The sequence below is a fragment of the Paraburkholderia sp. BL25I1N1 genome, assembly GCF_003002025.1.
Lineage (GTDB): Bacteria > Pseudomonadota > Gammaproteobacteria > Burkholderiales > Burkholderiaceae > Paraburkholderia.
Window position 1 is genome coordinate 558,741 of sequence record NZ_PVZB01000001.1, and the last position, 13,327, is coordinate 572,067.

The window sequence follows — 13,327 nt, forward strand, 5'->3', positions numbered from 1 at the left end:
GATGTCGCATGCAGGTGGTCGATTCGCATATTCATTTGTGGGATCTGAAAACGCATCGCTATCCGTGGCTGGAAAACCCGGGCGTGTCGTTCGTGGGCGACGCGCGCGATCTGAAGCACGACTACCTGCTCGACGACCTATTAGGCGATGCGGGCGACATCGACGTGCTGAAGCTCGTGCACGTCGAAGCGAATCACGATCCCGCCGATCCGGTTGAAGAGACACGCTGGTTGCAGTCCATTGCCGATCGCAAGGCATCGCGCGGCATGCCGAACGCGATCGTCGCTGCGGTGGATCTGTCCGCGCCGAATGCGCCGGCCGTGCTCGAAGCGCATGCGTCGTTCGCCAACACGCGTGGCATCCGCCAGATTCTGAACGTGCACGAGAACAAGCTGTTCGATTACGTCGGCCGCCATTTCATGCGCGAGCCGCAATGGCGCGAGCACTTCGCGCTGCTGCGTCGCTACGGCCTGTCGTTCGATCTGCAACTGTATCCGTCGCAGATGGAAGAGGCGGCAGCGCTGGCGCGCGCGCATGGCGACACGCAGTTCGTCATCAATCACGCGGGCATGTTCGTCGACCGCAGCAGCGTGGCCGGTTATCGCGCCTGGCGCGAAGGCATGCGCTTGCTCGCGGACTGCCCGAATGTCGCCGTGAAGATCAGCGGACTCGCCATGTTCGATCACCAGTGGACGATTGAAAGCCTGCGGCCGTATGTACTCGAAACGATCGACACGTTCGGTGTCGGGCGCGCGATGTTCGCCTCGAACTTTCCAGTCGACCGGCTGTTCGGCTCTTACGCGGATCTGTGGCGTGCGTATGCATCGATCGTGGAGGGCGCGAGTGGCGCCGAAAAAGAAGCATTGTTTTGCCGCAACGCGGAACGTTGCTACCGCATTTAAAGAAGGAGACACGCAGTGCAGCAACCCACATCCGCTGTGCCGAGGCTCGAATTGCGGCATGCGAGTAAATCATTCGGGCGGGTTCGCGCGCTATCCGACGGCGATCTCGCGCTCTGGCCGGGCGAGGTGCATGCCTTGCTCGGCGAGAACGGCGCGGGCAAGTCGACGGTCGTGAAGATTCTGGCGGGCGTGCATCAGCCGGACACCGGCGAACTGCTGGTGGACGGCGAAGCGCGCCGCTTCGCGACGCCAGCCGAGGCACGCGACGCCGGGCTCGCGGTCATCTATCAGGAACCGACGCTGTTCTTCGACCTGTCGATTGCGGAGAACATTTTCATGGGACGGCAGCCGGTCGATCGCATTGGCCGGATTCGTTACGACGCGATGCGCGGCGAAGTGGACGGCTTGCTGGCTTCGCTCGGTGTCGATCTGCGCGCCGATCAACTGGTGCGCGGTTTGTCGATTGCCGATCAGCAGGTGATCGAAATCGCCAAGGCGTTGTCGCTGAACGCCAACGTGCTGATCATGGACGAACCGACCGCCGCGCTGTCGCTGCCGGAAGTAGAGCGGCTCTTCACCATCGTGCGCAAGCTGCGCGAGCGTGACGTGGCGATCCTTTTCATTACTCACCGTCTCGACGAAGTATTCGCGCTGACACAACGCGTCACGATCATGCGCGACGGCGCCAAAGTTTTCGACGGTTTGACTGCCGATCTCGACACGGAAGCGATCGTGGCCAAAATGGTTGGGCGCGATCTGGAGACGTTCTATCCCAAGGCCGACCGGCCACCCGGCGAGATAAGGCTGTCGGTGCGCGGCCTCACGCGCATCGGTGTGTTCAAAGACATTTCCTTCGACGTCCGCGCAGGCGAAATCGTCGCGCTAGCCGGACTGGTCGGCGCGGGGCGCAGCGAAGTCGCGCGGGCGATCTTCGGCATTGATCCGCTCGACTCGGGCGAAATCCGGATCGCCGGCGAGCGTCTCACCGCGGGACGGCCAGCGGCCGCCGTGCGCGCCGGACTCGCACTCGTGCCGGAGGATCGCCGCCAGCAAGGGCTCGCGCTGGAATTGAGCATCGCGCGCAATGCGTCGATGACGGTGCTCGGCCGGCTCGTCAAACACGGGCTCATCTCCACGCGCAGCGAGACGCAGCTCGCCGATCAATGGGGCACGCGCCTGCGTCTGAAGGCGGGCGATCCCAACGCGCCGGTCGGCACGTTGTCGGGCGGCAATCAGCAGAAGGTCGTGCTCGGCAAATGGCTGGCCACCGGACCCAAAGTGCTGATCATCGACGAACCCACGCGCGGCATCGACGTCGGCGCCAAGGCCGAGGTGTACAGCGCGCTCGCTGAACTGGTGCGCGACGGCATGGCGGTGCTGATGATCTCGAGCGAATTGCCGGAAGTGCTCGGCATGGCCGACCGCGTGCTGGTGATGCACGAGGGGCGTATCAGCGCGGATATAGCGCGCGCCGACGCCGACGAGGAACGGATCATGGGCGCGGCACTCGGTCAACCCATTCCACCGCTGGGGCACGCCGCATGATGCGCCATTCTTCCACTCATCCCGCGCCGGTACAGGCGCCGGTGCCGAAGCGCGCCGCGAGTTCGCCGGGCGGTTTTGCGGCGAGCATCGCGAAGAGCCGCGAGACGACGCTCTTCGTCGTGCTGGTTTTGCTGATCGTCGGCACGGGGCTCGCGAAGCCGCAGTTCCTGAATCTGCAGAATCTGCGCGACGTGCTGCTGAATGTGTCGATTATCAGCTTGCTGACGGCCGGCATGACTGTCGTGATCCTGATGCGCCACATCGATCTCTCCGTCGGCTCGACAGTGGGCGTCAGCGCGTATGCGGTCGGCAGTCTGTATGTCGCGTTTCCGCACATGCCGGTGATTGTCGCGTTGGCGGCGGGGCTCGCAATCGGTCTCGTGGCGGGCACCATCAACGCGCTGCTCGTCGCGGTGGGGCGCGTGCCATCGCTCGTCGCAACGCTGTCCACGCTGTACATTTTTCGCGGCGCGGACTACGCGTGGGTGCACGGCGGACAGATCAACGCAACCAGTTTGCCCGACGCGTTTTCCCGTCTTGCCACCGGCACCTTGCTCGGCATCCCGACGCTTGCGCTGATCGCGGTCGTCGTGCTGATCGGCCTCGCCATCTATCTGAAGCAGTTTCGCGGCGGCCGCGAACATTACGCGATCGGCTCGAATCCGGAGGCGGCGCGTCTCGCCGGCGTGAACGTCGAACGGCGCGTGATGGCGGGCTTCCTGCTGTCCGGTGCGATTGCCGGTTTCGCCGGCGCGTTGTGGCTGGCGCGCTTCGGCACCGTGGATGCGAGCACCGCGAAGGGCATCGAGTTGCAGGTGGTGGCCGCCGCCGTGGTGGGCAGCGTGGCGATCACCGGCGGCGTCGGCACGATACTCGGCGCCACGCTCGGCGCGCTCGTGCTCGGCGTGATCAGCATCGCGCTGGTGGTGCTGCACGTGTCGCCGTTCTGGGAGCAGGCCATCGAAGGCGCGCTGATCGTCGCCGCGATTACCGCCGATACCTTGCTGGCCCGCTCCGTCGCCAAACGCATGATGAGGAAACGCGATCATGGCTAAACCCGACTCCGCGCTGCTCACGCGCAAACGCGAAACGCCGCTGCAATGGGACGTGCTGCTGGTGATCGTGCTGATTCTCTCGCTCGTGCTGGGACGCATGCTCTCGCCGGTGTTCCTGACCGGCGCGAATCTGAGCAACGTGCTGGCTGATCTGACCGAGATCGCGTTGATGGCGCTGCCGATGACGCTGATCATCGTCGCCGCCGAAATCGATCTGTCGGTGGCATCGGTGCTGGGCGCATCGAGCGCGTTGATGGGCGTGCTGTGGCATATGGGCTTGCCGATGCCGCTCGTGATCGTGCTGGTGCTGGTTGCCGGCGCGTTGGCCGGCTTGCTGAACGGCCTCGTGATCGTCAAGCTCAATCTGCCTTCGCTCGCGGTCACGATCGGCACGCTGGCGCTGTTTCGCGGCCTCGCCTACGTGTTGCTCGGCGATCAGGCGGTGGCGGATTTTCCGGCGGCTTATACGGCGTTCGGCATGGACACGCTGGGCGGGAGTTTCATTCCGTTGCCGTTTGTCATCGTGATCGTCGGCGCGAGTGTGTTCACGGTGCTGCTGCAGTCCACCGCGTTCGGCCGCAGTCTTTACGCGATCGGCGCGAACCCAACCGCGGCGGCGTTCTCCGGCATCGAAGTGGCCAGGATCCGCTTGCGTCTGTTCGTGCTGTCCGGCGCGATGAGCGCGCTGGCCGGCATCGTCTATACGCTGCGCTTTACCAGCGCGCGCGGCGACAACGGCGAAGGGTTCGAGTTGTCGGTGATCGCGGCGGTGCTGTTCGGCGGCGTGAGTATTTTCGGCGGACGCGGTTCGATGATCGGCGTGCTGTTGTCGCTGCTGATCATTGGCGTGCTGAAAAATGCGCTCACGCTCGACGACGTATCCAGCGAAACGCTCACCATCGTCACCGGCGTGCTGCTGCTGGCTTCGGTACTGATACCGAATCTGGTGGCCCGCTGGCGAGCGGCGCGCGACCGGCGTTTCATCGCCAGGTCCGCTTCTTCCCTGTAACGCCCTTAGCAATGCCTGTGTCTGAAAAGAGAAAGTCCAACAACCGATAACCCGGACAACACCACGTCCAACAAGGCAGGAGACACTTCATGTTCAAACCTCTACGTCACACCGGCAGCGCGGCGCTGTGCGTCGCGTTGCTCGCGATCAGTTGCGCCGCGTCCGCCGCGGACCTGAAAAGCGGGCTGAAAATCGCATTCGTGCCCAAGCAGATCAACAACCCCTACGAGGTGATCGCCGACGATGGCGGCATGGCCGCGATCAAGGAGTTCAAGGGCGTGGGCAAGGCGGTGGGGCCGTCGGACGCGGGCGCTTCGTCGCAGGTGCAATACATCAACACGCTGATTACGCAGCGGCAGGACGCGATCGTGATCGCCGCCAACGACGCCAACGCGGTCGTGCCGTATCTGAAGAAGGCGATGTCGCAAGGCATCAAGGTGGTGACCTTCGACTCGGATACGGCGCCCGAGGGCCGTCAACTGTTCGTCAATCAGGCGAACGCGGAAGGCATCGGCCGTGGCCAGGTTCAACTGGTCGCGAAACTGATGGGCGGCGAAGGCGAGTTCGCGGTGTTGTCGGCCACGCCCAACGCAACCAATCAGAACACCTGGATCAAGTGGATGCAGGAGGAGCTGAAAAAGCCCGAGTATTCGAAGATCAAACTGGTAAAAATCGCCTACGGTAACGACGACGATCAGAAGTCGTTCACGGAAACGCAGGGCCTGTTGCAGGCGTATCCGAATCTGAAGGCGATCGTCGCGCCGACCACGGTGGGGATTGCGGCTGCCGCGCGTTATATTTCGACTTCGTCGAGTAAAGGCAAGGTGGCGGTGACCGGTCTCGGCACGCCGAACCAGATGCGCGCGTTCGTGAAAAACGGCACCGTGAAGGCGTTCCAGTTGTGGGATCCGGGTCAACTCGGCTACCTGGCTGCGTATGCCGCGGCAGCGCTGGCGTCGGGCACGATCAGCGGCAAGGAAGGCGAGTCGTTCGAGGCCGGCAAGCTCGGCAAACGCACCATCGGGCCGCAAGGCGAAATCATTCTCGGACCGCCGACCACGTTCGATTCGAGCAATATCGATAACTTCAATTTCTGAGCGGCCACACCTCAGCCGCGTGACGTTGCGCAGCTGAGGTGCTCTGCAAATAGCAGAATTCAGAGACTGTGAGCGCTTCGTCGCCGCGCGCCCGGCAAGCTAAAGCATCAGAAACGCTGCTGAATACCCGCGGTGACACCTGCCTGCGTATCCGCCGTGCCGGTCAGATCGCGCGACACACTCACTGGGTTGCCGTGCTTCGCCATCGCATAGCCGCCCGCCAGATACAGCGACGTGCGTTTCGACAGGGCGTACTGTGCGCGCAGCGAAAACAGCGTCGGATCGGCATCGCTCGCGTCCTTGATGTTCTGGTGATAGATCGCGGCGGTCAGCGTGAGCATCGGCGTTGCCTCGTACTGGCCGCCGATCCAGTACATGTCGCTCCGTAGCGCCGGCGCGGCGGTATGGAACGCACGCCGGTAGCTTCGATAGCCGGCCATCGCCTTGACCTGGCCGAAGTCATAGCTGACACCTGCGTGCATGCCTTGAATGTAGTCAGTGGTGTCCGCCGGCGTGACGCTGCCGCTTGCGCCGTTCTGCCGGTCGAAAGTGACGACTGCGGCGAACGGCCCGTTTTCGTAGCCGAGGCCGAAATCATATTTGGCACTCGTCTTCATGCTGCCGGGCACATTGCCGAACCCATACATTGCACCGAACTTGAAGCCGGAAAAGGTGCCGTCGTAACGCACCGCGTTGGACGAACGCACGAATATGAGGTCTCGCCGGCCACCCGTCGCGGTCGACGAGATAACCCACGAATAGTTTGGCGCGTAGCCCATCGGGTCGAACGGCAGGACGTAGTCGAACGTGGTGGTGAAATTGCGGCCGAGCGTGACTTGCCCGAAACGGTTTTTCAGACCGATGAACGCGCGGCGGGCGAAGATCGCACCGGGGCCATCATCGAACTGACCGTTCATGGTGTTGATGCCGCTCTCCAGCTGAAACAGCGCTTTCAATCCGCCGCCGAGTTCCTCGACGCCGCGCAAACCCCAGCGCGAAGTGTTCCTCGCGCCCGGCACGAGACGCACGGCGTCGCCGCCGGGGCTGGCATGGTTCACGTATTCGATGCCCGCGTCGACGATACCGTAAATGGTCACGCTCGACTGCGCCTGTGCGCCCCCGGCGGCAAAACCGGCGAATCCGGCGCAGGTCACGCTGAAAGTCGCTTTCTTCATGTTCAAGTTCATCACCCGTCTCCTTCGGTTGGTTTTTTTGCTTCGGTCCGGTTGCGGCGCGCGCTCAACTCGCCTGTGCGAACGCCCAGCAGTCGTTGGCGGGGAATTCGATCCAGTGCCGGCCGGCCGCGCGCGGCACGTGGCCAAAGGCGCGCAGCCGCAAGCCGCCGCAATGGAACAGGTATTCCCAGCGGTCGCCGAGATACATCGACGTGACGAGTTCGGCTTCGAGCCGGTTCGCACCGGGACCGTCGGCGACCTGCACGCGTTCGAGGCGAATCACGGCATGCGCATGCTGTCCGGCGGTCAGCGCTTCGCGCGCTTGCGCCTGCAGTTCCCAGCCGTCGCCGGCAAGCGTCACGCGGTCGCCGTCAACCGCGGCCACGCATGCCTCGATGCGGTTGTTGCTGCCCATGAATTCGGCGGTGTAGAGCGAGCGGGGCGCGCCGTACAGTTCGGCGGGCGAGCCTTCCTGTTCGATGCGGCCGTTGCGCAGCAGAAGGATGCGATCGGACATCGCCATCGCTTCGGTCTGGTCGTGCGTCACGCACAACGCAGAAAGACCCAATGACACGATCAGTTCACGCAACCACGCGCGCGCTTCTTCGCGCAGCTTGGCGTCGAGATTGGAGAGCGGTTCGTCGAGCAGAATCACCGGCGGGTTGTAGACGAGCGCCCGCGCAACCGCCACGCGCTGTTGCTGACCGCCTGAGAGCTGATACGGATAACGCGCGGCAAGGTGGCCAAGGCCGAGCTGGTCGAGTGCCGCTTGCACGCGCCTTTTCTGTTCGGCGCCGACGACGCGCCGCAGTTTCAATCCATAGCCGACGTTCTCGGCCACCGTGCGATGCGGCCACAGCGCATACGACTGGAACACGAGTCCGAGCGAGCGCTGCTCGACCGGCAGATCGACACGCGTGGCGTCGTCGAAAAACGCCTTGCCGTCCAGTTCGATGCGACCCGCCGACGGTTGTTCGAGTCCGGCCACCGCGCGCAGCAGCGTGGTCTTGCCGCTGCCCGATGCACCCAGCAGGCAGACCACCTCGCCGGGGTTCAGTTCGAACGACACGCCGTTGAGAATCGGGTTGTCGCCGTAGCTGAGAAAGAGATTGTCGACCTTGAGCTTATCCATGCAATTTCACTCCGAAACGCAGCGCGACGCCGAGCCCGGCGCCGACCATCGCGATGTTGATGACAGAAAGCGCCGCGACCTGATCGACCGCACCGGTCGCCCACAGCGACACCAGCAGCGCGCCGATCACTTCGGTGCCGGGAGAAAGCAGATAGACCGCGGTCGAATACTCGCGCTCGAAGATCATGAAGATCAGCAGCCACGCCGCGAGCAAACCGAAGCGCACGAGCGGCAGCGTCACATCGAGACTCACGCGTGCACGCGTGCCGCCGGCGCTGCGTCCCGCTTCTTCGAGCTCGGGGCCGACCTGCAACAGGGCGCTCTGAATCAGACGCATGCCGTACGCGAGCCACACGACCGTGTACGCGATCCAGATGCTCCACATGGAGTTCTTCAGTTCCTTCAGGCCGGGCACGAAGAGAAAGATCCACAGGAAGGCGAGACCGGCGAGCAGCCCCGGCACCGCGCGCGGCAACAGCACGAGGTAATCGAGCAGACGCGTGGCCCAGTCGTTGCGGCGATGGCCGGCAAATGCCACCAGCGAATAGAAGCCCACCGCCAGCGCACCGCCTATCACGCCGATGCCGAGCGTGTTCAGAATCGCGCGCACCAGGGTGTCCTGCTCGAACAGTTCGGCGAAGTTGGCGAGCGTGAGAACGTCGCCGAGATGCACGCCTTGTCCCCAATTGGTGACGAACGCGCGCAACGTGATGCCGGAGATCGGCACGAACACCGTCAGCAGCAGCCACAGCGCGACGATCGCGAGTGCGATCCAGCGCCATGCGCCGAGCGGCAGTACAGTCTGACGTCCCGCTTTGCCCTTGACCGTGACGAATCGATTCGCACTCTTCAGCAGCCGGCGTTGCAGCAGCACGAGCGGGAATGTGATCGCGACGATGCACATCGCGACCGCGGCCATCAGGTGATACGAGGGAATGCCGAGTTTGTTGGTGAGCTTGTAGAGATACGTGGCCAGCACGAGGTGCCCTTCGGGATCGCCGAGCACGAGCGGCAGGCCGAACACTTCGAAGCCGAGGAAGAACACCAGCACGCCGGCGAACAGCAGCGCGGGCAGCGTCATCGGCAGGCTGACGTCGAGCGCGACGCGAAACGGCCGCGCGCCGGCGACACGCGCCGCTTCCTCGACGTCCGAGCCGAGATTACGCAGCGCCGCCGACGAATACAGATACACGTGCGGCACATGCGTGAGGCCGACGATCACCGTGATGGCGAATACCGAGTACACGGTCCACGGCGCTTCCGCGGTGCCGAACAGCTCCATCCACCAGACCGAATAAAAGCCGACCGGGCCGGCCGCGACCACATAGCCGAACGCGAGCACCATCGGCGAGACGAACACCGGCGTGAGCAGCAGCGGTTCGAGCCAGCGACGGCCGGGCAGGTCGGTGCGCACCATCAGGAACGCGAGAATGCCGCCGAGCGGAATCGAGATGAACAGCATTCCGGCTGCGATGACAAATGAGTTTTTCAGTGCCGACCAGAAGTCCGGGTCGCTGAAAATGAATTCGAAACCGCTGAGGCCGAAGGCGCGCTTCGCGTCGAAGAACGGTGCGTTCAGCACGCTCTGCAGCAGGATGAAGCCGAGCGGCAGCGCCACCGCCACGGTTAGAACCGCGATGACGAGCCAGCGCAGCAGCCCCAAGAACGGCTGAAGTGCGCCGGGCGGTATCGCGCCGTTGGAGCGGCCGTTTGCCGCGTGCGGTAGCGCGGCGCGGTGTCCGGTTGCGCTGGTGAAAGGCATGAGGGTCCCCCTGCGGCACGCTGGCCGCACATCGACAGGTCTGGAAAGAAGGGCCGCCGCGCGTGTCAGCGCGGCCGCTTGGGCGTCAAACGCGAACGGCTAGCGCCTGATGGACTGTTGCCACTGCTTGAGGAATTCGAGGCGCTTCGACTGATCGAGATAGACCAGCAGTTCCGCGCCGATAGGGACTGGTTTAAGCGAGTTGCCGAGTTGCTTCGTGAGGGCCGCCATCGACGTTTCGCCTTCCACGTCGGCGCGAATCGAGAACAGACCCGCCTGATTCGCCAACAGCGTCTGGCCGCGTCGCGAGAGCAGATAGTCGACCCACAGCTTCGCGGCGTTCGGGCTTTGCGCTTTCTTCGAAATGGTCACGAGCCGGCTCGCCACCAGCGTGTAGTCTTTCGGGTAGACATAACCGATAGATGGATCTTTCTTCGCCTTGATGACCGCGTACGAGCCGAGAATGTTGTAGCCGATCAGGTTCTCACCGGAGGAGATGCGCTCCATCATCGCGCCCGTGCTCGATTGCAGCTTCGGGCCGGTGGCGCCCATGGCCTTGACCAGATCCCACGTGACCTGCGGGTTGACGCGTACGTCCTGGGTCAGATAGTTGAAGCCGACGCCGGACTTTTCGATGTCGTAAGTGGTGACGCGGCCTTTGAACCTGTCGGATTTGTCTTGCAGCAGTTTGATCAGATCAGCGCGCGTTTGCGGCACCTCGCCGGCCGGCATGAGGCGTTTGTTGTAGACGATCGCGAGCGGCTCGTACGTGGTGCCGTACGCCTGCTTCTGGTACTGCGCCCACTGCGGCAACTGCTTCGCTTCGGGGGATTCGTAAGCGGTCATCAGGCCGTCGTTGACGAGCTTGATCTGCAGGTCCATGGCCGAGCTCCACAGCACATCGGCGCTCACGCCGCTGGCCGCGTTTTCGCTGATGTAGCGGTTGTACAGCTCGGTGGTGTTCATGTCGTTGTATTCGACTTTGACGCCATAGAGGCTTTCAAAATCCTTGATGAGTGGACGCACCAGCGCGGTGTCCGTGACCGAATAGACGATCAGCTTGCCTTCCTTTTTCGCACCGTCGACCGTGGCCTGGTAGTCAGTGGGATAACCGGGTGGAATGGCCGCCCACGCTGAATTCGTTGCGAATGCGACAGCGACAGCCAGGGCCTTGAAGTTGATTTGCACGTCGTCCTCCAGATATCTCGATGTTGGTTTTGTGTAGGCGAATGAATACAGTCCGATCCTGTCCCGCCTGGTCACCGACGCGCTGACCAGCGACATTGACAGTCGACTACCCGTGCTGATACTGAGCGCGCACGGCTCGGCGGGAGAGCGCGCGCATGGTCTCGATCTGAGCGCCGACGACTGTTTTCGCCACACCATTCTCTCTCACGGAAATGGATGCGCGCGCACGTGTGCTACTACGTCGCAGCCGTGGCGATATCGATGTCGAGAAGGATAGGGTGCCTAACGATCGTAGGCGAAGGGGCATTGAAGGCAGCTGAATCGCGCTGTGCAGCAGGCGGGGCGCATCGCGGCCGTTGCTCTTGCAGTCGCGGCTCGATGCGGACAACGGCTATTGACTCAAGCGTGTGGCGCTGCTGCTGCATAAGGTCGCACGCGGCGTGACGCTCCACCGCTTGCGGGTGATGCGCTCGCCTGGTATCAATCCCGGTTTCGAGCTGGACGTGCGGGGCGACGTGACAGGCCGGATCGATCTGCTGGCGGAACGGAGCGGCTAGCTGAGCGATTACGCCATACGGCGTCATTCAGCCGCTTGACTACTCGATCACTCAACCGGTCAACCACTCAGCGGCGAATCGGAAAGCGCTGTGCATAAGCAGTGGGTGACGTATCTTCGCGCCACGTTTCGCCGTCGATCAAGACCTGAGAGGCGCCTTTTTCCGGCACGGCCACGTTCACAGTGACGGCCGCCTCGCGATACAACTGCGTCTGGTTGATCCGCGCGGCAACGTCCGCATATTCCGCACGCGCGTCGATCATGCCCCATCGTTCGAATTGCGTGAGAAACCACGCACCTTCGAACGCATGCGGGTAGTTGACCGCGCCATTGTCGAAGAAGCGTATGGGCAAACCGCCCGGCGATGAAGCGGCAATCTGGTCGCCCAAACGTGCCGCGATCAACGCTTCATCAATGCCGACATATTCGGGCCGCGCAAGCCAGCGTGCGATTTCCTCGCGGTGTCCCGCGCCGTCGAGCCAGCGGCATGCTTCGAGCATGGTCTGCACGAGAGCGCGCGCGGCATTCGGATTCGCGCTGACAAAATCGCGGCGGCACGCCAGCACTTTGTCGGGATGATCCGGCCACACGTCGCTCGTATAAGCGATCGTTCTGCCGACGCCTTGCGCTTCTGCCTGCGCGTTCCAGGGCTCGCCGACACAGAGGCCGTCGAGTTTGTCGTCGGCGAGCGCCGCGACCATTTGCGGCGGCGGAATCGCCACGCTCTCGATCCCCCGCAACGGATCCACGCCTTGCGACGCGAGCCAGTAGTACAGCCACATCGCGTGCGTGCCGGTTGGGAAGGTTTGCGCGAAGACGGGTTTGCGGCCGAGCGTGGCGAGCGCCCTGGGTAGCGTGCCGTGTTCGGCGAGCGCATCGGCGAGACGGTTCGACAGTGTGATGGCCTGGCCATTGCGGTTGAGCACCATCAGCACCGCCATCTCGGTTTGCGGTCCACCGAGGCCCAGCTGCACGCCGTAGACGAGTCCGTAGAGCGCATGGGCCGCATCCAGATCGCCCGACAACAGTTTGTCGCGCACGGCGGCCCATGAAGGCTGGCGCGACAACTCCAGCGTCAGGCCGTGCGCATGGCCGAATTCGAGCAGCTTGGCGGCGACGAGCGGTGCGGCGTCCGAAAGCGCCACGAAACCGAGCCGCAAATGAGTCTTCTCGAGCTGTCCCGATGCGGACGTGGTGGCGAGTGAAGTAGGAGAGTTCATGGACGGCGCTTCATTTGAGCGAGTCAGCCGCCGCGACAATGGCGCGCGCGATCTCGGCGAGTTTGACGCCCTGGTTCATCGCGCGTTTGCGCAGGCTGGCGTAGGCGGCGTGTTCGGTGATTTTCTGCTGATCCATCAGGATGCGTTTGGCCCGATCGATCAGCTTGCGCTCGGCGAGTTCGTTCTCGACTTGCGCGAGACGTTCGCGCAACTGCGATTCCTGCGCAAAACGCGCGAGCGCGACTTCGAGGATCGGCGCGAGACGCTCGGTCGCGAGACCTTCGACGAGATAGGCCGTGACGCCCGCGCCGACGGCGTCGCGAATCAATTGCTGGTTGGCGTCGTGGCTGAACATCAGCACCGGACGCGGCGCGGTGGCGTTCATCACGGCAAGTTGTTCGAGCGTGTCGCGCGACGGCGATTCGGTATCGATGATGATGACGTCCGGCCGCTCGCTCTGCACCACGCGATGCAGCGCTTGCGGCGTCGCGGTGCCCGCCAGCATCTCGTAGCCGAGGCGGGCAAGGGCGTCGCGAAGGTCGCCGATGGGCTTATCGGTGTCGGTTACGAGGAGAACGCGCAGCATGGAGTGGGGTTTTATCGACGGCTAGCGTTGTATAAAGCAACGGCTATGCCACCGATACGCGCGAAGGTGAAACGAAAGCAGGCACGGACTTAGCGGCGGC

Annotated in this window: 12 protein-coding genes and 1 pseudogene; 7 read left to right on the forward strand and 6 right to left on the reverse strand. The window is 63.5% G+C overall.

What is annotated here, in order from left to right:
- Window positions 1-8: 8 nt before the first annotated feature.
- From B0G73_RS02505 to rhaS, 5 genes are all read left to right on the forward strand, one after another.
- Window positions 9-902, forward strand: a complete 894-nt coding sequence (locus tag B0G73_RS02505; protein WP_106277546.1) for an amidohydrolase — start codon at window positions 9-11, stop codon at window positions 900-902.
- Window positions 903-917: 15 nt separating this feature from the next.
- A complete protein-coding gene (locus tag B0G73_RS02510; RefSeq protein ID WP_106277548.1) occupies window positions 918-2,447 on the forward strand; it encodes a sugar ABC transporter ATP-binding protein in 1,530 nt (509 codons plus the stop codon).
- On the forward strand, window positions 2,444-3,502 hold the full coding sequence (locus B0G73_RS02515; RefSeq protein WP_106277550.1) for an ABC transporter permease: 1,059 nt from the start codon (window positions 2,444-2,446) through the stop codon (window positions 3,500-3,502). Before B0G73_RS02510 ends, B0G73_RS02515 begins: the two co-directional genes overlap by 4 nt.
- Window positions 3,495-4,511 carry an ABC transporter permease gene (locus tag B0G73_RS02520; protein WP_106277552.1) on the forward strand — a complete coding sequence of 339 codons (1,017 nt, stop codon included), beginning with the start codon at window positions 3,495-3,497 and terminating at the stop codon, window positions 4,509-4,511. Before B0G73_RS02515 ends, B0G73_RS02520 begins: the two co-directional genes overlap by 8 nt.
- 89 nt (window positions 4,512-4,600) lie before the next feature.
- Window positions 4,601-5,608: a rhamnose ABC transporter substrate-binding protein gene (gene rhaS / locus B0G73_RS02525; protein ID WP_106277554.1), complete on the forward strand. Its 1,008-nt coding sequence runs from the start codon at window positions 4,601-4,603 to the stop codon at window positions 5,606-5,608.
- A gap of 107 nt (window positions 5,609-5,715) precedes the next feature.
- Here the strand turns inward: rhaS and B0G73_RS02530 are convergent, their stop codons facing one another.
- The 4 genes from B0G73_RS02530 to B0G73_RS02545 form a co-directional block, all read right to left on the reverse strand.
- Window positions 5,716-6,795, reverse strand: coding sequence for a porin (locus tag B0G73_RS02530; RefSeq protein ID WP_106277556.1), 1,080 nt, complete (start codon window positions 6,793-6,795; stop codon window positions 5,716-5,718).
- A 52-nt stretch (window positions 6,796-6,847) separates the two neighbouring features.
- Window positions 6,848-7,915: an ABC transporter ATP-binding protein gene (locus tag B0G73_RS02535; RefSeq protein WP_106277558.1), complete on the reverse strand. Its 1,068-nt coding sequence runs from the start codon at window positions 7,913-7,915 to the stop codon at window positions 6,848-6,850.
- A complete protein-coding gene (locus B0G73_RS02540) occupies window positions 7,908-9,677 on the reverse strand; it encodes an iron ABC transporter permease (RefSeq protein ID WP_106277560.1) in 1,770 nt (589 codons plus the stop codon). The genes B0G73_RS02535 and B0G73_RS02540 overlap by 8 nt, the downstream gene beginning before the upstream one ends.
- A gap of 99 nt (window positions 9,678-9,776) precedes the next feature.
- On the reverse strand, window positions 9,777-10,865 hold the full coding sequence (locus tag B0G73_RS02545) for an ABC transporter substrate-binding protein (protein WP_106277725.1): 1,089 nt from the start codon (window positions 10,863-10,865) through the stop codon (window positions 9,777-9,779).
- A 106-nt stretch (window positions 10,866-10,971) separates the two neighbouring features.
- Between B0G73_RS02545 and B0G73_RS41050 the strand changes: the two are divergent.
- A pseudogene (locus B0G73_RS41050) lies at window positions 10,972-11,119 on the forward strand (DNA-binding response regulator); the annotation flags it as partial.
- A gap of 153 nt (window positions 11,120-11,272) precedes the next feature.
- Window positions 11,273-11,422, forward strand: a complete 150-nt coding sequence (locus B0G73_RS40365; RefSeq protein ID WP_158608182.1) for a hypothetical protein — start codon at window positions 11,273-11,275, stop codon at window positions 11,420-11,422.
- Window positions 11,423-11,489: 67 nt separating this feature from the next.
- Here B0G73_RS40365 and B0G73_RS02550 read toward each other — a convergent pair whose 3' ends face one another.
- Entirely contained in the window at window positions 11,490-12,641 is a 1,152-nt protein-coding gene (locus B0G73_RS02550; protein WP_106277562.1) for a CmpA/NrtA family ABC transporter substrate-binding protein, read from the reverse strand.
- 10 nt (window positions 12,642-12,651) lie between these two features.
- Window positions 12,652-13,227 (reverse strand): ANTAR domain-containing response regulator, encoded by a 576-nt coding sequence (locus tag B0G73_RS02555; RefSeq protein WP_106277564.1) that lies wholly within the window; start codon window positions 13,225-13,227, stop codon window positions 12,652-12,654.
- Window positions 13,228-13,327: the final 100 nt, after the last annotated feature.